General features: G+C 60.1%; 20 protein-coding genes and 3 tRNA genes. 12 read left to right on the forward strand and 11 right to left on the reverse strand.

Annotated elements, in window-relative coordinates:
* Positions 1 to 62: 62 nt before the first annotated feature.
* The 3 genes from VZP09_RS15820 to VZP09_RS15830 all read right to left on the reverse strand — a co-directional run bounded on the left by VZP09_RS15820 (position 63) and on the right by VZP09_RS15830 (position 2873).
* Positions 63 to 1460 (reverse strand): FAD/NAD(P)-binding protein, encoded by a 1398-nt coding sequence (locus tag VZP09_RS15820; RefSeq protein WP_019704784.1) that lies wholly within the window; start codon positions 1458 to 1460, stop codon positions 63 to 65.
* 46 nt (positions 1461 to 1506) lie between these two features.
* Entirely contained in the window at positions 1507 to 2679 is a 1173-nt protein-coding gene (gene ssuD, locus VZP09_RS15825; RefSeq protein WP_002915347.1) for an FMNH2-dependent alkanesulfonate monooxygenase, read from the reverse strand.
* A 77-nt stretch (positions 2680 to 2756) separates the two neighbouring features.
* Complete coding sequence (locus VZP09_RS15830) at positions 2757 to 2873, reverse strand: hypothetical protein (RefSeq protein WP_004219275.1); 117 nt, start codon at positions 2871 to 2873, stop codon at positions 2757 to 2759.
* Positions 2874 to 2950: 77 nt separating this feature from the next.
* Between VZP09_RS15830 and VZP09_RS15835 the strand changes: the two genes are divergently transcribed.
* Together VZP09_RS15835 and xni are read left to right on the forward strand one after the other, a co-directional pair.
* On the forward strand, positions 2951 to 4894 hold the full coding sequence (locus tag VZP09_RS15835; protein WP_223362894.1) for a sigma-54-dependent Fis family transcriptional regulator: 1944 nt from the start codon (positions 2951 to 2953) through the stop codon (positions 4892 to 4894).
* Positions 4895 to 4990: 96 nt separating this feature from the next.
* Complete coding sequence (xni, locus tag VZP09_RS15840) at positions 4991 to 5746, forward strand: flap endonuclease Xni (RefSeq protein ID WP_223362895.1); 756 nt, start codon at positions 4991 to 4993, stop codon at positions 5744 to 5746.
* A 58-nt stretch (positions 5747 to 5804) separates the two neighbouring features.
* On the opposite strand, the gene fucO is transcribed toward xni, so the two are convergent.
* Positions 5805 to 6953: a lactaldehyde reductase gene (fucO, locus tag VZP09_RS15845; protein WP_328795271.1), complete on the reverse strand. Its 1149-nt coding sequence runs from the start codon at positions 6951 to 6953 to the stop codon at positions 5805 to 5807.
* A 27-nt stretch (positions 6954 to 6980) separates the two neighbouring features.
* Positions 6981 to 7628: an L-fuculose-phosphate aldolase gene (gene fucA, locus VZP09_RS15850; protein ID WP_004181130.1), complete on the reverse strand. Its 648-nt coding sequence runs from the start codon at positions 7626 to 7628 to the stop codon at positions 6981 to 6983.
* A 566-nt stretch (positions 7629 to 8194) separates the two neighbouring features.
* Between fucA and fucP the strand changes: the two genes are divergently transcribed.
* From fucP to fucR, 5 genes are all read left to right on the forward strand, one after another.
* On the forward strand, positions 8195 to 9505 hold the full coding sequence (gene fucP, locus VZP09_RS15855) for an L-fucose:H+ symporter permease (protein WP_004151076.1): 1311 nt from the start codon (positions 8195 to 8197) through the stop codon (positions 9503 to 9505).
* Between the two features lie 32 nt (positions 9506 to 9537).
* Positions 9538 to 11313 (forward strand): L-fucose isomerase, encoded by a 1776-nt coding sequence (fucI, locus tag VZP09_RS15860; RefSeq protein ID WP_023287943.1) that lies wholly within the window; start codon positions 9538 to 9540, stop codon positions 11311 to 11313.
* A gap of 107 nt (positions 11314 to 11420) precedes the next feature.
* Entirely contained in the window at positions 11421 to 12839 is a 1419-nt protein-coding gene (fucK, locus tag VZP09_RS15865) for an L-fuculokinase (protein ID WP_023282952.1), read from the forward strand.
* A 1-nt stretch (position 12840) separates the two neighbouring features.
* Positions 12841 to 13263 carry an L-fucose mutarotase gene (gene fucU / locus VZP09_RS15870; RefSeq protein ID WP_002915538.1) on the forward strand — a complete coding sequence of 141 codons (423 nt, stop codon included), beginning with the start codon at positions 12841 to 12843 and terminating at the stop codon, positions 13261 to 13263.
* A gap of 58 nt (positions 13264 to 13321) precedes the next feature.
* Positions 13322 to 14032: an L-fucose operon activator gene (gene fucR / locus VZP09_RS15875; RefSeq protein WP_004142883.1), complete on the forward strand. Its 711-nt coding sequence runs from the start codon at positions 13322 to 13324 to the stop codon at positions 14030 to 14032.
* A gap of 48 nt (positions 14033 to 14080) precedes the next feature.
* On the opposite strand, the gene rlmM is transcribed toward fucR, so the two are convergent.
* The 4 genes from rlmM to VZP09_RS15895 form a co-directional block, all read right to left on the reverse strand.
* Entirely contained in the window at positions 14081 to 15181 is a 1101-nt protein-coding gene (gene rlmM, locus VZP09_RS15880) for a 23S rRNA (cytidine(2498)-2'-O)-methyltransferase RlmM (RefSeq protein WP_002915541.1), read from the reverse strand.
* Positions 15174 to 15569 carry a DUF423 domain-containing protein gene (locus VZP09_RS15885; protein WP_002915543.1) on the reverse strand — a complete coding sequence of 132 codons (396 nt, stop codon included), beginning with the start codon at positions 15567 to 15569 and terminating at the stop codon, positions 15174 to 15176. The genes rlmM and VZP09_RS15885 overlap by 8 nt, the downstream gene beginning before the upstream one ends.
* 19 nt (positions 15570 to 15588) lie before the next feature.
* Complete coding sequence (gene gcvA, locus VZP09_RS15890; protein ID WP_002915545.1) at positions 15589 to 16506, reverse strand: glycine cleavage system transcriptional regulator GcvA; 918 nt, start codon at positions 16504 to 16506, stop codon at positions 15589 to 15591.
* Positions 16507 to 16857: 351 nt separating this feature from the next.
* Positions 16858 to 17082: a YgdI/YgdR family lipoprotein gene (locus VZP09_RS15895; protein WP_002915549.1), complete on the reverse strand. Its 225-nt coding sequence runs from the start codon at positions 17080 to 17082 to the stop codon at positions 16858 to 16860.
* Positions 17083 to 17279: 197 nt separating this feature from the next.
* Between VZP09_RS15895 and csdA the strand changes: the two genes are divergently transcribed.
* Together csdA and csdE are read left to right on the forward strand one after the other, a co-directional pair.
* Positions 17280 to 18485 (forward strand): cysteine desulfurase CsdA, encoded by a 1206-nt coding sequence (gene csdA, locus VZP09_RS15900; RefSeq protein ID WP_020804185.1) that lies wholly within the window; start codon positions 17280 to 17282, stop codon positions 18483 to 18485.
* Positions 18485 to 18916 (forward strand): cysteine desulfurase sulfur acceptor subunit CsdE, encoded by a 432-nt coding sequence (csdE, locus tag VZP09_RS15905; RefSeq protein ID WP_004142894.1) that lies wholly within the window; start codon positions 18485 to 18487, stop codon positions 18914 to 18916. Before csdA ends, csdE begins: the two co-directional genes overlap by 1 nt.
* 42 nt (positions 18917 to 18958) lie before the next feature.
* Here the strand turns inward: csdE and tcdA are convergent, their stop codons facing one another.
* A complete protein-coding gene (gene tcdA / locus VZP09_RS15910; protein ID WP_002915577.1) occupies positions 18959 to 19780 on the reverse strand; it encodes a tRNA cyclic N6-threonylcarbamoyladenosine(37) synthase TcdA in 822 nt (273 codons plus the stop codon).
* Positions 19781 to 19867: 87 nt separating this feature from the next.
* Complete coding sequence (gene mltA, locus VZP09_RS15915; RefSeq protein WP_002915579.1) at positions 19868 to 20965, reverse strand: murein transglycosylase A; 1098 nt, start codon at positions 20963 to 20965, stop codon at positions 19868 to 19870.
* A 210-nt stretch (positions 20966 to 21175) separates the two neighbouring features.
* Here mltA and VZP09_RS15920 point away from each other — a divergent pair.
* From VZP09_RS15920 to VZP09_RS15930, 3 genes are all read left to right on the forward strand, one after another.
* A tRNA-Met gene (locus VZP09_RS15920) sits at positions 21176 to 21252 on the forward strand.
* Between the two features lie 33 nt (positions 21253 to 21285).
* Positions 21286 to 21362, forward strand: a tRNA-Met gene (locus VZP09_RS15925).
* A 32-nt stretch (positions 21363 to 21394) separates the two neighbouring features.
* Positions 21395 to 21471 (forward strand) — tRNA-Met (locus VZP09_RS15930).
* Positions 21472 to 22023 lie beyond the last annotated feature (552 nt).

The following is a 22023-nucleotide window of genomic DNA, read 5'->3' on the forward strand; positions in this document are numbered from 1 at the left end:
TAGCGCGGCCCGTCGCCGGGGCGCACGCGGCAAAATGAATCAGGGAAAAGAAAGAGAGGTATTCAGTACGCAGGACATCGGGAGTCCTGCGGGATCCCGAGCGTGAGTAACGCTTGCGCCGCCACGTCAGCGGCATGGTCGGCTACCTGCGGCAGGCCCATCAGTTCGCCAAAACGCCCGCGGGCGGCCGGACCGGCCACCAGCACCGGCAGCGCCTCAACGTGCGGCTCAGCCACTGCCCGGGAACGGCTGTCCACCTCCAGGCCCATGCCGAGGGCATCGGCGCGAATCAGGCCGCGGCGGGCGAGGTCCTGTAAAAATGGCTGGCTGTCGGTCAGGGCGCGGTGTGCGGGTCCGGTGGTCAGGATCAGGTGATCGACGCTCAGCGTCTGCACGCCGCCGCCGCGCCGCGCCAGCGTCAGACACAGCGTTTCGCCTTCACCGCTTATCGACAGTAGCCTGGCCGCCTGCACCTGCAGACTGCCCGTGCGCTGGCGCGCCTCCAGCACCTCGGCGACCTGCGGCGCCACGCGGTAGCGGTGGACATCCCAGTAATGGCGCAGATGGCGCAGAAAACGCTGGCGATCGGCGACGCTGAGCGCCTGCCAGATCCGTTGCCCCTGCTGACGAACCGCATCCAGCACCACCTGCCAGCTCAGGCCCTGCTGCGCCGCATACGCGACGTCGAGGCGGATCTGACGCAGGCGCTGACGCAGACTGCCCTGCTGATAGTCGCCAGGCCAGGTTGCCCCTGCGCCGCTCAGGTTGCCGCGCGACAGCAGGCCATGGCGCGAAAAGGCGACGATACTGCCGCGGTGGCCCAGCCGGTCCAGCGTCGCGACCGTATCGGCCATGGTTAATCCAGTGCCCATCACCGCCACCCGGGCGTGCGGGGCGATGGCATCGAGCGCGCCGGGCTGCCACGGGTTGGCAATCAGCGCCGGATGATGACGCCAGGCTTCGGCCTGTGCCGGCAGCGAAGGCGGTGGATGACTGATCGCCAGCACCAGCAGATCGGCCTTAAGCTGCAGGCCGCCGTCGGTGGTCACCATCCCCTGATGAAAAGCGAGCGCCCGATCGCGCAGGTGGCGAAGCCGTCCGCCGCTGGACGCCGCGGCGTCGGCAAAACGCTGCGCCACATAGCGACCAAACTGGCCGCGCTGAGGGTAGACGGAACCGTCCGGGCGCAGCGCCTGCACATCGACGGTAAAGGCAGGCTGATGGCGGTACCAATGATCGAAGGCGCCCTCTTCGTCGCCGGCCAGCTGCATGCGAGCGGCCGGAACGTTAATCCGGTGCGTCGGCTCCGCAGTGGAGTAGGCCACCCCGGCCCCGGGGGACTGGCGCGGCTCCAGCAGCGTCACGCGCACCCCGTTCGGCGCCAGGCGCAGCAGCTCAATCGCCACCGCCGCGCCGCTAAAGCCGCCGCCGATAATCACGATATGCGGTTCTGCACTCATCGCTGCCCTCCTCCGGTATGCTGTCTCATGGTCGCGCTCCGGGCCATCAGCTGGCGCTGACCTGGCGCACCGGGCGCTTATCGCCGCCGATGGTTTCGCCAAACGGACCGGTGTTCACGCTACGCGCCTTCGACGAGGCCCCGTTTTCCAGCGGCAACAGAGGCATCACCAGCTCAGCAAAGCGGTGCGCTTCTTCCAGATGTGGGTAACCGGAGAAGATAAAGTTGCTGATGCCGAGCGCCTGATATTCGCGGATGCGTTCCGCTACCTGCTGCGGATTACCTACCAGCGCGGTACCCGCGCCGCCGCGCACCAGTCCGACGCCGGCCCACAGATTGGGCGCAATGCGCAGATTATCGCGCGATCCCTGATGCAGGGCGCTCATCCGCGCCTGGCCGGCCGAGTCCATGCGGGCGAAGATCTTTTGCGCCTGGGCAATGGTATCGTCGTCAAGATGGGCGATCAGCCGGTCGGCGGCGGCCCATGCCTCTTCTTCCGTTTCGCGCACAATGACATGCAGACGAATGCCGTACTGCAGGGTGCGTCCGCGGGCCGCGGCGCGCTCGCGCACCACCGCCAACTTCTCCGCCACCAGTTCCGGGGGTTCGCCCCACGTCAGATAGCTGTCGATCTGCTCGGCCGCCACATCAATGGCCGCATCAGAAGAGCCGCCGAAATAGAGCGGCGGGCCATTCTCCTGCACCGGCGGGAACAACACCTCAGCGCCTTCCACATGAATATGCTCGCCGTGATAATCCACTTTTTCCCCGCGCAGCAGGCGGGTGTAAACATCAAGAAATTCGCGGGTCACCTGATAGCGCTCGCTGTGGCTGAGGAAGATACCGTCGCCTTTGTTTTCCACCGGGTCGCCGCCGGTAACGACGTTGATCAGCAGCCGACCTTCCGATAAACGGTCGAGGGTAGCCGCCATCCGCGCCGCCAGGGTTGGCGGCTGCAGGCCCGGCCTGACCGCCACCAGATAGCGCAGACGGCGGGTCAACGGCGCCAGCGCCGAGGCCACCAGCCACGAATCTTCACAGCTTTTACCGGTGGGGATCAGCACGCCGTAGTAGCCCAGGCTGTCGGCTGCCAGCGCCACCTGCTGCAGATAAGGTAAATCGACCGGGCGTCCACCCTCGGTGGTACCCAGATAACGGCCATCGCCGTGGGTAGGTAAGAACCAGAAGACATTGATCTTGTCGGGAGCTTGCTGCGTCATTATCTATTTCCTATATAACCATATCCGATATTTATCGAAGAGATGTTTTAATTTGGTTATATGGGTGTTAGCGATAATCATGCCAATGGTGAATAAAAAATTAATCTTTTAAAATCAATGCACTGAAAACGGCTTCGCCGCGCCGCGCTGTTGCAAATCGCGCAGCCGCCGCGCATCCGCTGGCGCATTTGCAACAGCCGCGGGCCTTCCCCCTCTGGTTTCTGCGGCCGCCGCAGGATAAGTTCAGAGCGTCAACGATCGGAGGCCCGCTATGCTGAACCCAGAATCCCCTTCCACCGCTCCCGCGCTGATCGACCCGGCGTCGAAGGCCTTCCAGAGCCTGCTGGACAAACTCGCGCCAACGGAGGCGACCGTGCTGATCGTGGGCGAAACCGGCACCGGCAAGGAGGTGGTGGCCCGCTATCTCCATCATCACAGCGCCCGTCGCCAGCAGCCGTTTCTGGCCGTTAACTGCGGCGCGCTGACCGAGAGCCTCGCCGAAGCTGAACTGTTCGGCCATGAGAAAGGCGCCTTCACCGGCGCGCAGCAGGGACAGCCCGGCTGGTTTGAAGCCGCGGAAGGGGGGACGCTGCTGCTGGACGAGATCGGCGAATTAAGCCTGCCGCTGCAGGTCAAGCTGCTGCGAGTGCTGCAGGAGCGTGAAATTACCCGCGTCGGCTCACGCAAAGCGATTAAAGTGAATGTCCGGGTGATTGCCGCCACCCACGTTGACCTGGCCCAGGCGATCCGCGAGCGCCGCTTTCGCGAGGATCTCTACTATCGACTGAATATCGCGGTGGTGCCGCTGCCGCCGCTGCGCCAGCGTCGGCAGGATATCCCGCTGCTGGCGCACCACTTTTTATCACTCTACGCCCGGCGCCTCGGGCGGCCAACCCTGCGTCTGGCGCCGGAATCACTGGCCCGGCTGATGGACTATTCGTGGCCGGGCAATATTCGCGAGCTGGAAAACACCCTGCACAACGCGGTGCTGCTCAGTAAAGAAGAGGAGATCAGTCCTGCCCAGCTGCGCCTGGCGACGCTCAACGACGCCCCGGGGCCGGCGAGCGATCATGAACTGGACGACTTTATTCGCCACCAGCTGGCGCTTCCCGGCGAGCCGCTGTGGCAGCGAGTGACCAGCGCCCTGATTCGCCACGCCATGGCACATTGCGACGATAACCAGAGCCAGGCGGCCGCGCTGTTGGGGATCAGCCGGCATACCTTGCGCACCCAGCTCGCTAACCTCGGGCTGATCAAAAGCCGCCGCCGCCCGCCTGCGCCGCCGCGGGCGTTCGCCAACGCAGCCGGGGCCGATCGCGAACTGCGCATTGGCTACCAGCGCTTCGGCAGCCTCGGGATCCTGAAAGCCCGTCAGAGTCTGGAAACCGCCTTCGCCAGCCTCGGCGTCAACGTGCTGTGGAGTGAGTTTCCTGCCGGACCGCAGCTCCTCCACGCCCTCGCCTGCAACGAGATCGACTTCGGCACCACCGGAGAAGCGCCGCCGGTGTTTGCCCAGGCCAGCAATAGCGAACTGATGTACGTGGCGTGGGAGCCGCCGGCGCCGCGCAGCGTGGCGATGGTCGTCCCGCAGGAGAGCGACATTCGCCAGCTCAGCGATCTGCGCGGTAAACGCATCGCCCTCAATAAAGGGTCGAATGTCCACTGGCTGCTGCTGCAGATCCTCGAGGACGCCGGCCTGGGTCTGAACGATGTGCGGGTGGTCTATACCCCGCCGAAATATCCGCTGACCGCCAGCGACTATCTGGCGGTTGACGCCTGGATGATGTGGGATCCGCTGCTCAGCGACGCCGAACACACCGGCGAGCTGCGGGTGGTCGCCAGCGGCGAAGGACGGGTCAACAACCATCAGTTTTATCTCTCGCGACGGGACTATCTCGCTCAGCACGGCGATATCATGCGCCGCCTGCTGACGGAGCTGACCCACACCGGGCAGTTTATCGACTCGCATCGTGGCGAAGCGGCCCGCTTACTCTCGGCAGAGCTGGGGATTGACGCCCGGTCGCTGCGCATCGCCCTCGCCCGCCGAAGCCACCGCCCAAGGCCGATGGATCTGTCAGTGATCCGCGCCCAGCAGACCATCGCCGATCGCTTTTACGCCCTCGGGCTTATCACCAAACCGGTCCCGGTGCGGGAAGCGGTGTGGTACGGCGAGCCCGCGCCCGGCGTCGCCAGCTCGCTGATGGCGGTCAGTTAGCGAAAATTGCGCGTTATCTTCCTGATTGTTCAGGCGCAGATAGCCTCGATCTGATGGCGATGTTACCCTAAAGACGCTGAGAATAAGGGGGTATCTGTGGCTGTTCATCTGTTAATCGTCGACGCGTTAAATCTGATCCGCCGCATCCACGCGGTGCAGGGTTCACCCTGCGTCGATACCTGCCTGCATGCCCTGGAGCAGCTGATCGTCCACAGTCAGCCCACCCACGCGGTGGCGGTGTTCGATGATGAGGATCGCGCCCACGGCTGGCGCCACCAGCGCCTGCCGGAGTACAAAGCCGGCCGCGCGCCGATGCCGGAGACGCTGGTGGCCGAGATGCCGGCGCTGCGGGCCGCCTTCGAACAGCGGGGGATCCGCTGCTGGGCCTCGCCGGGCAGCGAAGCAGACGATCTCGCCGCCACCCTGGCGGTGAAGGTGGCCCAGGCGGGCCATCAGGCCACCATCGTCTCCACCGACAAAGGCTACTGCCAGCTGCTGTCGCCCACCATCCGCATCCGCGACTACTTTCAGAAGCGCTGGCTGGACGCCCCCTTCATCGCCAGCGAGTTCGGCGTCACCCCGGAGCAGCTGGCGGATTACTGGGGGCTGGCGGGGATCAGCAGCTCGAAGGTGCCGGGCGTGGCGGGCATTGGACCCAAAAGCGCCGCCCAGCTGCTGAACGAGTTTCAGGACCTGGAGGGGCTGTACGCCCGTCTGGCCGAGGTCCCGGAGAAGTGGCGCAAAAAGCTGGCCGCGCATCAGGACATGGCCTTCACCTGCCGGGAGGTGGCCCGCCTGCAGACCGACCTCCAGCTGGACGGCAATCTGCAGCAGCTGCGGCTGACGCGCTGACCATCGTTAAGAGGTGCGCCGGTGCAGGGTAACTGCCTGCTTTACCCGGGACAGGCAATCACCAGGCCGCCTGATATAACCCGACGATATCCGCCAGGCTCGCCTCGCGCGGGTTGCCGCCGGTACACACATCCNCCAGCGCCGCCTGGGCCAGCGCCGGAATATCCTCTTTCCTGACGCCCACCTCGCGCAGATGGCCGGGAATAACGACATCGCGGTTAAGCTGGCAGACCGCCTCTACTGCCGCCTCGCGCGCGGCGGTCAGGCTTAACGCTTCCACCCTGACGCCCATCGCCCGGGCGATGTCGCGATATTTTTCCCCGGTCGCCTCAGCATTAAAGCGCATCACGTGCGGCAGCAGGATGGCATTCGCCACGCCGTGCGGCGTGTTGTAAAAAGCGCCGAGCGGATGCGCCATGCCGTGCACCAGGCCAAGCCCGACGTTGGAAAATCCCATCCCCGCCACATACTGGCCGAGCGCCATAGCTTCCCCCGCGCCGGCGTCGCCGGCAACCGAGCCGCGCAGCGCGCCGGCGATGATCTCGATGGCCTTGAGGTGCAGAGCATCGGTCAAAGCCCAGGCGCCGCGAGTGAGGTACCCTTCGATAGCATGCGTCAGGGCGTCCACGCCGGTAGCCGCTTTCAACGCCGGCGGCATAGCGTCCATCATATCGGCATCGATAAAGGCCACCTGCGGAATATCGTGCGGGTCGACACAGACGAATTTGCGCCGCTGTTCTTCATCGGTGATGACATAGTTAATCGTCACCTCCGCCGCGGTACCCGCGGTGGTCGGCACCGCGAAGATCGGCACGCTGGGCTGACGGGTGGGCGACAGCCCCTCGAGGCTACGGACATCGGCGAATTCCGGGTTACGCTGAATAATACCGATCGCCTTACAGGTATCCTGCGGCGAACCGCCGCCGATGGCGATCAGGTAATCCGCCCCGCTGCGTTGAAAGGCCTGCAGCCCCTGCTGGACCACGGCGATGGTCGGGTTAGGGATCACGTCGCTGAATATATCCCATGCCAGCCCGGCGGCATCCAGTTTGTCGGTGACTTTCGCCGCCACGCCGCAGCGGGCGAGAGTGCTGTCGGTGACGATCAATGCTTTACGATAACCGCGCCGCACCGCTTCATCGGTTAATGCGTTTATCGCTCCCCGGCCAAACCNTGCCGTTTCATTGAGGATCATTCTGTTTGCCATCGTGGCTCTCCTGTTAGCGTTGCGGCATCACTCTTCAATGCGTAATCCGTAGGTTTTGAACTTCTCCAGCACGATAGCGATCGCCTCGTCATCCAGCACCGGGACCGGGTCGGTAATCGCCAGCGTACTGAGGTAGAGCTGGGCCAGGACCTCCACTTCATGCGCCAGCCAGAGCGCTTTCTCCAGGCTGGCCTCGCAGGCGATCAGGCCGTGATGCTGCAGCAGCGTGGCTTTGCGGTGCTTCAGCGCCACCGCGACATGCTCAGACAGTTCGCGGGTGCCGAAGGTGGCATAGGGCGCGCAGGGGATCGAATTCCCGCCGGCCGCGGCGATCATATAGTGGATGGCCGGGATGGGCCGGTTGAGGATCGACACCGCCGTACAATGGACAGCGTGATTGTGGACCACCGCCTGGGCATCGGGTCGCGTCTGGTAGGCCGCCTGATGAAAACGCCATTCGCTGGAGGGCAGTTTTCCCTGCTCATGCTGGCCCTCGGCATCAATAAAGACGATCTTGTCTTCCGTCAGCTTTTCATATGGGATACCGGTAGGGGTGATCAGCATTCCTCCCTGATAGCGCACGCTGACATTGCCGGCAGTCCCCTGATTTAACCCCAGGCGGGTCATTTCCAGGCAGGTATCGATAATCTGCCGGGCCAGTCTGTTTCTTTCCATTGCGTTCCTCTTTTGGTGACTCATCATCCATCAACGGCAGGGCAACAGAAATATCGTCGGCTACCGTGGGATAGGGTGAATAATGGTCTTCATCATCAACCTGAATATTCAAAGGGGAATTTTCATGATTATTTTTTGTGAGCCGCGTCAATTATTCCGCCATGAATAAAGCAACCATGCCCATTACGAGAGAGATTAAAATGCCCGTTCTTAATAATATTTCATCAAGCGGGCATTTTATTTCTTTGTAACATTTGCCCGTTTTCCACGATATATATTCATTCGGTCATTAGCGTTGTGGTTTTGTGAATTTATTTTCTCAAACGGTCAGCGTTTTTGAAAAATTAAAGTGACAATAATCACATAAAATGGCCCACAGTACGTTAAGTGTGACCATCATCATATTAACAGGCGGTTTTTATTTGAAAATGAAGCCATGAGTTCCGCCGTGACTTTCATTTCACTCACCGGCGCGTCACCTGAGCTCACTTAATTTTGCGGTCTGCTGCAGCACCAGACTGCGCCCTGAATGCTGTTGTAAATGCTTCTGAACTGATGAGGACGCTATGGGAAACACAACGATACCAACGCAAAGTTACCGCGCCATGGAGAGCGGGCAGAGTAAGAGCTACATTATTCCTTTCGCTCTGCTGTGCTCCCTCTTTTTTCTGTGGGCCGTGGCAAATAATCTGAATGATATTTTATTACCGCAATTTCAACAGGCCTTTACCCTGACTAACTTCCAGGCCGGATTAATTCAATCGGCCTTTTACTTTGGCTATTTTATTATTCCCATCCCCGCCGGGATGTTGATGAAAAAATTCAGCTACAAAGCCGGCATCCTTACGGGGCTGTTTTTATATGCCTGCGGCGCCGCGCTGTTCTGGCCTGCCGCCGAAGTGATGAATTACACCTTATTTCTCATTGGATTATTTATTATCGCTGCCGGGCTTGGCTGTCTGGAAACCGCGGCCAACCCGTTTGTCACCGTCCTCGGTCCGGAAAGCGGCGGTCACTTCCGCCTTAATCTGGCCCAGACCTTTAACTCATTCGGCGCCATTATTGCCGTGGTATTTGGCCAGAGTCTTATTTTGTCTAACGTCCCGCATCAGCCGCAGGAGGTGCTGGATAAAATGACGCCGGAACAGCTCAGCGCCTGGAAGCACAGTCTGGTCCTGTCGGTACAAACCCCCTATATGATTATCGTGGCCATTGTCCTGCTGGTCGCCCTGCTGATCGTCTGCACCCGCTTCCCCTCCCTGCAAAGCGATGACCACAGCGACAGCGCGCAGAGCACTTTTTTCGCCTCGCTGACGCGCCTGATGCGCATCCGCCACTGGCGCTGGGCGGTACTGGCCCAGTTCTGCTACGTCGGCGCGCAAACCGCCTGCTGGAGCTACCTGATTCGCTACGCTATCGAAGAGATCCCGGGCATGACGGCCGGTTTCGCCGCCAACTACCTGACCGCCACCATGGTCTGCTTCTTTATCGGCCGTTTTACCGGCACCTGGCTTATCCGCCGCTTCGCGCCGCACAACGTGCTCGCTATCTATGCGTTTATCGCCATGCTGCTCTGTTTGCTCTCCGCCTTCAGCGGCGGCCACGTCGGTCTGCTGGCCCTGACCCTGTGCAGCGCCTTTATGTCCATTCAGTACCCGACCATCTTCTCGCTGGGGATTAAGCATCTTGGCCAGGACACCAAATATGGCTCGTCATTTATCGTCATGACCATTATCGGCGGCGGGATCGTTACCCCGGTGATGGGCTTTGTCAGCGACGCCGCCGGCAATATCCCGACCGCCGAACTGGTCCCGGCGCTGTGCTTCGCCATCATCTTTATTTTTGCCCGTTTCCGTTCACAAGCGGCGACGAACTAAACCTGTTATCCGCATAACCTGAGGGATCTGTAATGAAAAAAATCAGCTTACCGAAGATCGGTATTCGTCCGGTAATCGATGGTCGTCGCATGGGGGTCCGCGAGTCGCTGGAAGCGCAAACCATGAACATGGCGAAAGCCACCGCCGCGCTTATCAGCGAGAAACTGCGCCACGCCTGCGGCGCCCGGGTGGAGTGCGTGATTGCCGATACCTGCATCGCCGGTATGGCCGAGTCGGCCGCCTGTGAAGAGAAATTCAGCAGCCAGAACGTCGGCGTCACCATCACCGTCACCCCCTGCTGGTGCTACGGCAGCGAAACCATCGACATGGATCCGCTGCGCCCGAAGGCCATCTGGGGCTTTAACGGCACCGAGCGTCCGGGGGCGGTCTATCTGGCCGCGGCGCTGGCGGCCCATAGCCAGAAAGGGATCCCGGCGTTCTCCATCTACGGACATGACGTGCAGGATGCCGATGACACCTCGATCCCAGCGGATGTCGAAGAAAAGCTGTTGCGCTTCGCTCGCGCCGGCCTGGCTGTCGCCAGTATGAAAGGGAAAAGCTATCTGTCGCTGGGCGGCGTCTCAATGGGCATCGCCGGATCTATCGTCGACCACAACTTTTTTGAGTCCTGGCTCGGCATGAAGGTGCAGGCTGTCGACATGACGGAGCTGCGCCGGCGAATCGATCAAAAAATCTATGATGAAACCGAGCTGGAGATGGCGCTGGCGTGGGCGGATAAACACTTCCGCTACGGCGAAGATCAGAACGCTGAACAGTATAAGCGCAATGAAACGCAGAGCCGCGCGGTGCTGAAAGAGAGCCTGCTGATGGCGATGTGCATCCGCGACATGATGCAGGGCAACCCGAAGCTCGCAGAAAAAGGGCTGGTGGAGGAGTCGCTGGGTTACAACGCCATCGCCGCCGGTTTCCAGGGTCAGCGCCACTGGACCGATCAATACCCCAATGGCGATACCGCCGAAGCGCTGCTCAACAGCTCTTTTGACTGGAACGGGGTGCGCGAACCGTTTGTCGTCGCTACCGAAAACGACAGCCTCAACGGCGTGGCCATGCTGATGGGCCATCAGCTCACCGGCACCGCCCAGGTGTTTGCCGACGTACGCACCTACTGGTCGCCGGATGCCGTTGAACGGGTCACCGGGCAGACGCTCACCGGGCGGGCGGAGCACGGCATCATTCACCTGATTAACTCCGGCTCTGCGGCGCTGGACGGCTCCTGCCAGCAGCGCGACGCGCAGGGCAATCCGACGATGAAACCCCACTGGGAGATTGAGCAGAGCGAGGCGGATGCCTGCCTCGCGGCGACCGAATGGTGCCCGGCGATCCACGAATACTTCCGCGGCGGCGGCTTCTCTTCCCGCTTCCTGACCGAAGGCGGCGTGCCGTTCACCATGACCCGGGTGAACATCATCAAAGGTCTGGGGCCGGTGCTGCAAATTGCCGAAGGCTGGAGCGTAGCGCTGCCCAAAGCGATGCACGACCAGCTCGACGCCCGCACCAACTCCACCTGGCCCACCACCTGGTTTGCCCCACGCCTGACCGGCAAGGGCCCGTTCAGCGATGTGTACTCGGTGATGGCCAACTGGGGCGCCAACCACGGCGTGCTGACCATCGGCCACGTTGGCGCAGATTTCATTACCCTCGCCGCCATGCTGCGCATTCCGGTCTGCATGCACAACGTGGAAGAGGCGAAAATCTATCGCCCTTCCGCCTGGGCCGCGCACGGCATGGATATCGAGGGCCAGGACTACCGCGCCTGCCAGAACTACGGGCCGCTGTATAAGCGTTAACAGGTTGGTTTCGCCCGGAGGAGCAGGCTTACCTGGCCTACAGACGCGCGCGGTCTGTAGGCCGGATAAGCGCTGCGCCATCCGGCAATGTTGTTTCGGGAGTCACTATGAAGCAAGACGTTATCCTGGTCCTCGACTGCGGCGCCACGAACGTGCGGGCGATGGCCGTGGATCGACAAGGAAACATTATCGCCCGCGCCGCAACGGCGAACGCCAGCGACATCGCGGCGGAAAAAAGCGACTGGCACCAGTGGTCGCTGGAGGCCATTATGCAGCGCTTTGCCGACTGCTGTCGGCAGATCCATGACCAGCTGGCCTCCTGCACGGTGCGCGGCATTACCGTCACGACCTTTGGCGTCGATGGCGCGCTGGTGGATGAGCAGGGCGCCCTGCTGTATCCGATCATCAGCTGGAAATGCCCGCGCACCGCGGCGGTGATGGAGAATATTAGCCAGTATATGCCCGCGCGCCAGCTGCAGCAGATAGCCGGCGTCGGCGCGTTTGCGTTCAACACCCTGTATAAGCTGGTGTGGCTGAAAGAGAACCACCCGCAGCTGCTGGCGCAGGCCCATGCCTGGCTGTTTATTTCATCGCTGATCAACCATCGGCTGACCGGGGAGTTCACCACCGACCTCACCATGGCGGGCACCAGCCAGATGCTCGATCTCCGGCAGCGCGATTTCAGCGCGCCGATCCTGCAGGCGACCGGCCTGCCGCGCCGCCTGTTCCCGCGGCTGGTTGAAGCAGGCCTGCCGATCGGCACCCTGCTGCCGGAGGCCGCTGCGCTGCTGGGCCTCCCCGTCGGGATCCCGGTTATCTCGGCCGGGCATGACACCCAGTTCGCTCTGTTTGGCGCCGGCGCCGGGCAGGATGAGCCGGTGCTCTCCTCCGGGACCTGGGAGATCCTGATGGTACGCAGCGCGCAGGTCGACACCTCGCTGCTCTGTGACTACAGCGGCTCCACCTGCGAGCTGGATAGCCAGCCGGGCCGCTATAACCCGGGGATGCAGTGGCTGGCCTCCGGCGTGCTCGAGTGGGTGCGCAAACTGCTGTGGAGCGCTGACACCCCATGGCAGACGCTGATTGACGAAGCGCAGGCGATCCCGCCCGGCGCCCAGGGCGTCAGGATGCAGTGCGACCTGCTCGCCAGCCAGCACGCCGGCTGGCAGGGCGTCACGCTCAACACCACCCGCGGCCATTTTTACCGCGCCGCGCTGGAGGGGTTAAGCGATCAGCTGGCGCAGCATCTGCAAACCCTGGAAAAAATCGGCGGCTTCAGGGCGAAAGAGCTGCTGCTGGTGGGCGGCGGCAGCCGCAACGCGCTATGGAACCAGATCAAGGCCAACCGACTCGGGATACCGATCAAAGTCCTCGACGATGCCGAAACCACCGTGGCCGGCGCGGCGATGTTTGGCTGGTATGGCGTGGGCGAGTTCTCTTCGCCAGAACAGGCCAGAGCGCAGGTCGCGTACCGCTACCGCTATTTCTGGCCGCAAACTGAACCTGAACTGATAGAGGAAGCCTGAGATGCTCAAAACCATTTCCCCGCTGATATCGCCGGAACTGCTGAAAGTGCTGGCCGAAATGGGCCATGGGGATGAAATCATTTTTTCCGATGCCCATTTCCCGGCGCACAGCATGGGGCCGCAGGTGATACGCGCCGATGGCCTGCGAGTCAGCGATCTGCTGCAGGCGATTATCCCGCTGTTCGAATTAGACAGCTATGCGCCGCCGGTGGTGATGATGGCCGCCGTCGAAGGCGATGCGCTCGACCCGACGGTGGAACAGCGCTATCGGCAGGCGCTATCGGCGCAGGCCCCCTGCCCGGATATCGTGCGGATTGACCGCTTTGCCTTCTACGACCGGGCGCAAAAAGCCTTTGCGATCGTTATCACAGGAGAGTGCGCTAAGTACGGAAATATCCTTTTAAAAAAAGGAGTCACGCCGTAATCTCATGCCGGAGCGTCTGCCTGATGCAGACGCTCAATCAATGATGGGATGAGAATAAATGAAAGCAGCCCGCCAGCAGGCGATCGTCGATCTCCTGATCACCCACAGCAGCCTGACCACCGAAACGTTGTCAAAACAGCTCAACGTCAGCAGGGAAACTATTCGCCGCGATCTGAGCGAGCTGCAGGCGCAGGGCAAAGTGCTGCGTAACCACGGCCGGGCCAAAGTGATCCACCAGCGCAGCCAGGACAGCGGCGATCCTTTCCACATGCGCCTGAAAAGCCATTACGCGCATAAAGCCGACATCGCCCGCGAAGCGCTGGCCTGGATTGACGAAGGGATGGTGATCGCCCTCGATGCCAGCTCCACCTGCTGGTATCTCGCCCGCCAGCTGCCGGACCGCCCGCTGCACGTCTTTACCAACAGCCAGCCCATCTGCCAGGAGCTGGCCAAACGCGACCAGATCACGCTCACCTGCTCCGGCGGCACTCTGCAGCGGAAATATGGCTGCTACGTGAACCCGGCGCTGATTTCCCAGCTGAAATCGCTGGAGATCGATCTGTTTATTTTTTCCTGCGAAGGCATCGACCCGCAGGGCGCGCTGTGGGACTCCAATGCGTTCAATGCCGACTTCAAATCGATCCTGCTTAAGCGGGCGGCGCAGTCGCTACTGCTGATCGACAAAAGCAAGTTCAACCGCTCCGGCGAGGCGAGGATTGGTCATCTGGATGACGTGACGCATATTGTGTCGGATGCGCCGCAGCCTTAAGGGGAAGGCCGGAGGACGCGCACGCGTCTCCGGCCTGAGGGGGAAGGATTAACGCTCGTCGCGACGTCCGCCGACGGCGGCCCACAGGCGGCGCACGTGAACGGTCACTTCTTCACGATCGTGATACAGCTGACGCGCCTGGATCTGGGCGTTAACGCCGTGCTCGTCCAGCTGGGCCTGAATATAGGCCAGATTCTGCGACACCTCTTCATAGCGCTTTTTCATCGGCAGCTTGAGGTTGAAGATGGTCTCCCGGCACCAGCCGTTGACCAGCCACTGCGCCATCAGCGCCGCCACCTTCGCCGGTTTCTCCACCATATCGCAGACCATCCACGAGATGTTGTTGCGGTTCGGACGATAGCGGAAACCGTCTTCGCGCAGCCAGGTCACCTGGCCGGTATCCATCAGGCTCTGGGCCATCGGGCCGTTATCGACCGAAGAGACCCACATGTTGCGCTTCACCAGCTGATAGGTCCAGCCGCCCGGGCAGGCGCCGAGATCGACGGCATACATGCCGTTCGCCAGACGCTCGTCCCACTCGTCCGCCGGAATAAAAACGTGGAACGCCTCTTCCAGCTTGAGGGTGGAACGGCTCGGGGCGTCGGAGGGAAACTTCAGCCGCGGAATGCCCATATAGAACGGTGAGTTGTTGTTGCTGTATGAGTAGCCGGTATAGCAGCAGCCGGGGGCGATAAAGAACACATGCACCACCGGTCGCTTTGGCGTTTCATAGTTGGTCAGCACGCCCGCCTCGCGCAGCGCCGCGCGTAACGGCACCGTAAACTTGCGGCAGAACTTCATCAGCTCTTTGCTTTCGTTGGTATCCGCCACTTCCACACGCAGCTCGCCACCCTTCTCCACCACGCCCTGCAGCATGCCGACGATCGGGGTTATGCGATCCTCCGGCGGCAGGTCGCGCAGCAGTTCGCCGACCACAAACATCTGTCGGGCGAAAATTAGCGAGCTGAACGGCAGATCGCGCACCAGCTTCTCGCCGTCGTCCTGCTGATAACCTTCAAAAATTACATAGCCAGAGTCTTCTTTGACCCGGGCAAAACCAAACACCTCAAGGCGGGCTGCCTTATCGGTAATTTCTGCTGCGCACTCTTTCTCAAACCCAGGGCGACAATAGAGGACAACCTTATTCATGAACAACGCCCTTACGTTTCAGACGAATTGCACCAATTAACATTAAAACCCAACCGGCGAGGAAGCTTACGCCGCCCACCGGGGTCACGAACGCCCACAGACGTAAATGAGAGAGCGCCAGACAATAGAGGCTGCCGCTGAACAGCACGGTCCCTAACGCCAGAAATACGCTGCTCCAGTAGAACCAGATACTGATCCGACGCTGCATCGCCACCGCCAGACCAAAAATCGCCAGGGTATGGAAGGCCTGGTACTCCAGGCCGGTATGGATCCAGGCCATCTCCGCCGCGCCGAGCGATTGACTTAAGACATGCGCGCCAAAGGCGCCCAGAGCCACAAAGATAAAGCCGCTAATCGCGGCGAATATCAGCATAAAACGGCTGGTCATGTTGTTACCCTACAAGTAATTATTGTTCATAACGAAAGCGGAATTTTTCTTGTTCACTTGCCGCTTTCGCCAGGATCCACTGCCGGAAAGCGGCTATTTTACCCAGTTCTGCCTGACTGTCATGGCAAACAAGGTAAAACGCATTCTTACTGACCAGAACATCATTAAACGGACACACCAGACGACCGGCTTCAATTTCGGACTGCGCCATGACGTTGTTGGCCAGCGCCACGCCCTGCCCGTGAATGGCCGCCTGCAGCACCATCGCGCTATGGCTGAAAATCGGCCCCTGCTGCACATTAATATGGCTTAGACCAAGCTGACGGGTATAAGTTTGCCAGTCGCGGCGGGACGCATCGTGAAGCAGGGTATGTTGCGCCAGATCGGCAGGCGTTTTCAATGCTTTGTCGCCGGTGAGCAAGAGCGGGGAACAGACCGGCAGCAGATACTCGGCGTACAATTTTTCCACACGCAGGCCCGGCCAGTTGCCGCGGCCATAAAAAATCGCCACATCGACATCGTCCGCCAGCTTATCCTCCTGACGGTCCACCGCCTGGATCCTGACGTCGATTCCCGGATAAGCTGAGTTAAAGCTTGTGAGTCTTGGCACCAGCCACTGAATGGCGAAACTTGGCAATAAACTGACCGTTAATGCCCCTTTGGCGCTGCGCGCCTGCAGTTTACGCGTCGCTTCCGTCAGTTGCGAAAAAATCTCTTTAATATCCTGAAAATAGCTCTGCCCTTCTTCCGTTAACAGCAGCGAACGATTGCGCCGACGGAACAGCTTAAGGCCCAGAAAATCCTCGAGAGACTTGATTTGATGGCTGACTGCGGCCTGCGTCACAAAAAGCTCATCGGCTGCCCGAGTGAAGCTGAGATGACGTGCGGCTGCATCAAAAACACGTAATGCATTCAGAGGTGGTAATCGCTTCGACATGGTTATTCTGGCTTAGATGTTAACTCAATTTAACAAATAGGAAACAATGATTAACCTATTAGTTTTTTTTATCTGAGCCATTATAAATTGTCCGTTGAGGTTCTACCAGCAAATACCTATAGTGGCGGCACTTCCTGAGCCGGAACGAGAAGCTTTTTTTGGAATGCGTGTTCCATCAAGCTTTTGGCTTACGGTTGTGATGTTGTGTTGTTGTGTTTGCAATTGGTCTGTTTTTGCAGACCCTGGTAGCAAAGCTACCCCTTTTCACTTCCTGTACATTTACCCTGTCTGTCCATAGTGATTTAATGTAGCACCGCAACGCGCGGTGCTTTTTTTTGCCTTTTTACTGCCTTACTCGTCCAGTTCACCCAGTTGTTTCACGTCAGAGCGATTGATCTGCTGTTTGTTGCCCCACGCGTCTTTATACGAGATCATGCCAGTGTCATTATCGGTTTGCGGTTTCCCGTCGGTAACGATGGTCCGCCCATCATTGGTATGCATCACATAGTTAGAGGAACAGGCGCTCAGGCCTAAAGTCAGCATACAGGCAGAGATAATCGCAGCGGCCTTAGTCATTTTCATTCTTCTCTCCTTACGGCTATTTATACTATTCGTAACTCGTTAAGTAATAGGTTAAAACACAAACCCAACACTTTTCAGCATAACCCTCTTTGACCGACGTGGAGTCACATTCGGACAATTCCACAGGACGCAGAGACCTTGTCACGCCCGGCAAATTGCGCGACGATCGCGGCATTGATACGAGGAATTCCATGAACGCATTCAACCCGGCGCACTTTCGCGCGCAGTTTCCGGCTCTGGCCGATGCCGGCGTCTATCTCGACAGCGCGGCGACAGCGCTCAAACCGCTGGCGGTGATCGACGCCAGCGACCAGTTTTATCGCCTGAGCGCCGGCAATGTCCATCGCAGCCAGTTCGCCGCCGCCCAGCGGCTGACCGAGCGCTACGAGGCGGCCCGTGATCGCGTGGCGGCGTGGCTTAACGCCCCGTCCGGCAAAGATATCGTCTGGACGCGAGGGACCACCGAGGCCATCAATATGGTGGCGCAGAGCTACGTCCGGCCGCGCCTGCAGCCTGGCGATGAAATTATCGTTAGCGAAGCCGAGCATCATGCCAACCTCGTGCCCTGGCTGATGGTGGCCGGGCAGACCGGCGCCAGAGTGGTCAAACTGCCGCTTGGCGCCGACCGTCTGCCGGATATCGCCAGCCTCAGCGCGCTGATTACCCCGCGCAGCCGGGTGCTGGCCATCGGCCAGATGTCCAACGTCACCGGCGGCTGCCCGGACCTGGCCCAGGCTATCCGCCTTGCCCACGCCGCCGGGATGGTGGTGATGGTCGATGGCGCCCAGGGGGCGGTGCATTTCCCCGCTGACGTGCAGGCGCTGGATATCGATTTTTACGCCTTTTCCGGCCATAAGCTGTATGGCCCGACCGGGATCGGCGCCCTGTACGGCAAAAGCGAGCTGCTGGCAGCGATGTCGCCCTGGCTCGGCGGCGGGAAAATGATCGCCGAGGTCAGCTTTGACGGCTTTACGCCGCAGCCGGCCCCCTATGGCCTCGAGGCCGGTACGCCGAATGTCGCCGGGGTTATCGGCCTCAGCGCCGCGCTGGAGTGGCTGGCGCAGAGCGATATCGGCCAGGCGGAAAACTGGAGCCGCAGTCTGGCGAGCCTGGCGGAAGAGGAACTGGCGAAACGGCCGGGCTTCCGCTCTTTCCGCTGCCAGCAGTCAAGCCTGCTGGCCTTTGAATTTGAGGGTATTCATCACAGCGATCTGGTGACGCTGCTGGCGGAGTCCGGCATTGCCCTGCGCGCCGGGCAACACTGCGCCCAGCCGCTGCTGACGGCCTTAGGGGTCAGCGGCACCCTGCGGGCCTCTTTCGCCCCCTACAATACCCAAGACGATGTTGCGGCGCTGGTCCACGCGGTGGATCGCGCCCTGGAAATTCTGGTGGATTAATGACAACTCTGCACCCCTTCGGCACAACCATTACCGACGCTACGCTGCGCCAGATCTTCGCCCCGCTGAACCAGTGGGAGGATAAATACCGTCAGCTGATTTTATTGGGCAAAAAGCTGCCGACGCTGACCGACGAGCGCAAAGCGCAGGCCCATGAGATTGCCGGCTGTGAGAACCGCGTCTGGCTGGGCTATGAGGAGGACGCCGAGGGCAGGCTGCACTTCTTTGGCGACAGCGAAGGAAGGATTGTGCGCGGTCTGCTGGCGGTACTTTTAACCGCCGTGGAAGGAAAAACCCGCGCCGGGATCCTGGCGCAGGATCCGCTGGCGCTGTTCGACGAGCTGGGGCTGCGCGGCCAGCTCAGCGCCTCGCGCAGCCAGGGCCTCAGCGCCCTGAGCGAGGCGGTGCTCGCCGCCGCCCGCGAAAGGTAATCTCACGATTTCGCTTTCCCGCCGCCGCGCCCGGAGGGGAAACTACTTTCCGGAAGCCGCAGCGTCACGCTGCGCTTTCGCCAGCATCTTCTTCAGGGCATGCGACACCGCGACGAACCCGAAGGTCGCGGTCACCATCGTCGCCGCGCCAAAGCCGGAAGCGCAGTCCATCCGCTTCGGCCCTTCCGCCGTGCTCTTCATTGCGCAGACGCTGCCGTCCGCCTGCGGGTAGACCAGCGCTTCCGTAGAGAAGACGCAGTCTACACCGAGCTTACCTTTGCTGTTTTTCACCACCCCAAACTGGCTTTTCAGCCGCTCGCGCAGTTTGGCCGCCAGCGGATCCTGGATGGTCTTCGCCAGGTCAGCGACCTGGATCTGTGTTGGGTCAATCTGACCACCTGCCCCGCCGGTAGTCACCAGCGGCACCTTGTAGCGGCGACACCAGGCGATAAGCGCCGCTTTCGGCCGGACGCTATCGATCGCGTCGATAACATAGCTAAAGCCGACGCCAAGATATTCCGCCACGTTTTCCGGGGTCACGAAATCATCCACCACCGTCACCCGACACTCCGGGTTGATCAGGCGAATACGCTCCGCCATCACCTCCGCTTTCGCCAGCCCGACGTTGCCGCTGAGGGCGTGGATCTGACGATTGGTGTTGGTGACGCAGACATCGTCCATATCGATAAGGGTGATCGCCCCGATGCCGGTCCGCGCCAGCGCTTCCGCCGCCCAGGAGCCGACCCCGCCGATCCCGACCACGCAGACGTGGGCGTCGGCAAAACATTGCAGCGCTTTTTCACCATATAAACGTGCCGTACCGCCAAAACGCTGGCGCCAGGCATCGCTGATTACAACAGACATAGAACCTCAGAACAAAATGACAGCGCCCGGAGGCCGCCGCAAGCGGCGTCATCCGGGCGCCCTGGTCAACAGGCACGGCCAGGGGAGTTAGCCGCTAAAAACATTCCCCGCGCCCGGGGCGTTTTTCAGCACCCATACGCGGCCGTAGTGGTTATACCAGCCGGCACGGTGGCCCGCGTCAGGCCCAATGCCCTGATAGATGTCGAAATGCTGGCCCTTGATGGCCCCGCCGACGTCGAGGGCGACCATCAGGCGCAGTTCGTACTGGCCGTTAAACTTGCCGTTATTATCCAGCAGAGGCACCTCGGCCAGCAAGGTGGTCCCTGGCGGAATAATCGACCGGTCGGAGGCCACCGAGGCGCGGCCGATCAGCGGCACAGCGCTGGCCCCTTTCACCGGCGCGAAAGACTGCGGTTTAAAGAACACGAACGACGGGTTCTGCTCCAGCAGCTCACGCACTTCCGCTTCGCTGTGCTTCTCACCCCACTCGCGGATCGCCTGCATCGACATATCTTCTTTCTTCACTTCCCCGCGGTCGATTAGCACTTTGCCGATGCTGCGATAGGGCCAGCCGTTTTTCCCGGCATAGCTAAAGAAGTTGAGCGGCGAACCATCGCCAAAGTCGATATAGCCGCTGCCCTGCACGTCCATGATGAAGTTATCCATCAACGAGTTGCTATACGCCAGCACATAGTTATCGCTCAGCGCGCCGGCATAGATGCTGGCGCGGGAAGGCAGCTTACCGCGCTTTGGCGGCATACGGTAAATGGGGTACTGGAATTCGCCCTGACGGGTGTGGCGCGCCTGCACCACCGGCGTGTAGTAGCCGGTAAACTGGACGTTGCCATAGTTGTCGACGCCCTGCATCTGCCAGGCGTCGATGCCAAACTGGCGCAGCGTACGGGTGTCGCCGCCGGCGCGCAGCCACTCCTGCAGCGCGTTATAGACGTTGCTCTGGCTATTATAGAGGCGTGGCGAGGCGTTACGAATTTGATTAACCTGCTCGGAGAAGTCGCCGGCGTTGATCGGCGCCCCGACGGCATCCGGCTGGTTTACCAGTGAAAACGGCTGGGTGAACTTGCCATCGCTATATTGCTGACCGCGGTCGGTCGGTTTTGAGGAACAGGCGGCGAGCATGGCCAGCATTGCCCCCGTCGCTACATATTTTGCCCAACGTCCTTTCATGGTGTCTCATCTTTTGCTGCGAAGCCTTAGTGCGTGTTGAAGATAACAAAGCGCCGGAGCTATTGAAATGCGCGATCTCATCGATGGCACAGATTTGTGTAAAAAAACACCACAACATGGCGTTTTATAAGCCAATTCTTACAAAAATGTCGATTTGGTCGAAAAAAGGTTGCATCATCTCGCTAGCGGAGTATAGTGCGCTTCCACGGACGCGGGGTGGAGCAGCCTGGTAGCTCGTCGGGCTCATAACCCGAAGGTCGTCGGTTCAAATCCGGCCCCCGCAACCAATTAAAATTTGATGAAGTAAAGCAGTACGGTGACGCGGGGTGGAGCAGCCTGGTAGCTCGTCGGGCTCATAACCCGAAGGTCGTCGGTTCAAATCCGGCCCCCGCAACCAATCAAATTTGACAAAGTGAAGCAGTACGGTGACGCGGGGTGGAGCAGCCTGGTAGCTCGTCGGGCTCATAACCCGAAGGTCGTCGGTTCAAATCCGGCCCCCGCAACCAACATTACAAACACCCTCAAGGGTGTTTTTTTGTTTCTGCCGCCGGCAAAACCTCCGCCGAAAACGGGAACGGCCATTGCCGCCCCCTCGCCGGTTTGCTTTATGTCATCCGTAACAGCCCCTGAAATACAAGAAACCGCAATTTATCAACGTTTTTTTATACTTCCCTGTATCTCTCAGGAGATCCACAGATGATGCGTGGACAAATGAGTGTACGGCTAAAAGCCACTTACTTAATCCACTCATTTAGAGTTTTGCGCAATAAAAGGACTAAATTCCCGGAACTACCGTTATCTTTACGTTTGTAATCGGCCCCTGGCCAACAAGAATGAAGATAGCAGACTTGATATAATCATTATATTTCGGTGCTTATCTTGCCAGACAGGGCACTGCAACAAACAGGATTTAATTGAGATAATGTATCTATGATAGTTTTCATTATAAGTCAGCACCATACTTTCATTACTGAATAAATCATGATAATTGATGCAAATGTTATATTTTTGATACCAGAGCTTCTTCTGATTGTTTTAAATTATGGTATTAATCCTAT

The sequence above is a fragment of the Klebsiella sp. EMBS2024 genome, assembly GCF_036233805.1.
GTDB classification, from domain to species: domain Bacteria; phylum Pseudomonadota; class Gammaproteobacteria; order Enterobacterales; family Enterobacteriaceae; genus Klebsiella; species Klebsiella pneumoniae.

Coding starts and splice junctions, on each gene's coding strand:
- VZP09_RS15820 (WP_019704784.1), bottom strand. CDS start 1,460: ATGAGTGCAGAACCGCATATCGTGATTATCGGCGGCGGCTTTAGCGGC.
- ssuD (WP_002915347.1), bottom strand. CDS start 2,679: ATGACGCAGCAAGCTCCCGACAAGATCAATGTCTTCTGGTTCTTACCT.
- VZP09_RS15835 (WP_223362894.1), top strand. CDS start 2,951: ATGCTGAACCCAGAATCCCCTTCCACCGCTCCCGCGCTGATCGACCCG.
- fucA (WP_004181130.1), bottom strand. CDS start 7,628: ATGGAAAGAAACAGACTGGCCCGGCAGATTATCGATACCTGCCTGGAA.
- fucP (WP_004151076.1), top strand. CDS start 8,195: ATGGGAAACACAACGATACCAACGCAAAGTTACCGCGCCATGGAGAGC.
- fucI (WP_023287943.1), top strand. CDS start 9,538: ATGAAAAAAATCAGCTTACCGAAGATCGGTATTCGTCCGGTAATCGAT.
- fucK (WP_023282952.1), top strand. CDS start 11,421: ATGAAGCAAGACGTTATCCTGGTCCTCGACTGCGGCGCCACGAACGTG.
- fucU (WP_002915538.1), top strand. CDS start 12,841: ATGCTCAAAACCATTTCCCCGCTGATATCGCCGGAACTGCTGAAAGTG.
- fucR (WP_004142883.1), top strand. CDS start 13,322: ATGAAAGCAGCCCGCCAGCAGGCGATCGTCGATCTCCTGATCACCCAC.
- rlmM (WP_002915541.1), bottom strand. CDS start 15,181: ATGAATAAGGTTGTCCTCTATTGTCGCCCTGGGTTTGAGAAAGAGTGC.
- VZP09_RS15885 (WP_002915543.1), bottom strand. CDS start 15,569: ATGACCAGCCGTTTTATGCTGATATTCGCCGCGATTAGCGGCTTTATC.
- gcvA (WP_002915545.1), bottom strand. CDS start 16,506: ATGTCGAAGCGATTACCACCTCTGAATGCATTACGTGTTTTTGATGCA.
- VZP09_RS15895 (WP_002915549.1), bottom strand. CDS start 17,082: ATGACTAAGGCCGCTGCGATTATCTCTGCCTGTATGCTGACTTTAGGC.
- csdA (WP_020804185.1), top strand. CDS start 17,280: ATGAACGCATTCAACCCGGCGCACTTTCGCGCGCAGTTTCCGGCTCTG.
- csdE (WP_004142894.1), top strand. CDS start 18,485: ATGACAACTCTGCACCCCTTCGGCACAACCATTACCGACGCTACGCTG.
- tcdA (WP_002915577.1), bottom strand. CDS start 19,780: ATGTCTGTTGTAATCAGCGATGCCTGGCGCCAGCGTTTTGGCGGTACG.
- mltA (WP_002915579.1), bottom strand. CDS start 20,965: ATGAAAGGACGTTGGGCAAAATATGTAGCGACGGGGGCAATGCTGGCC.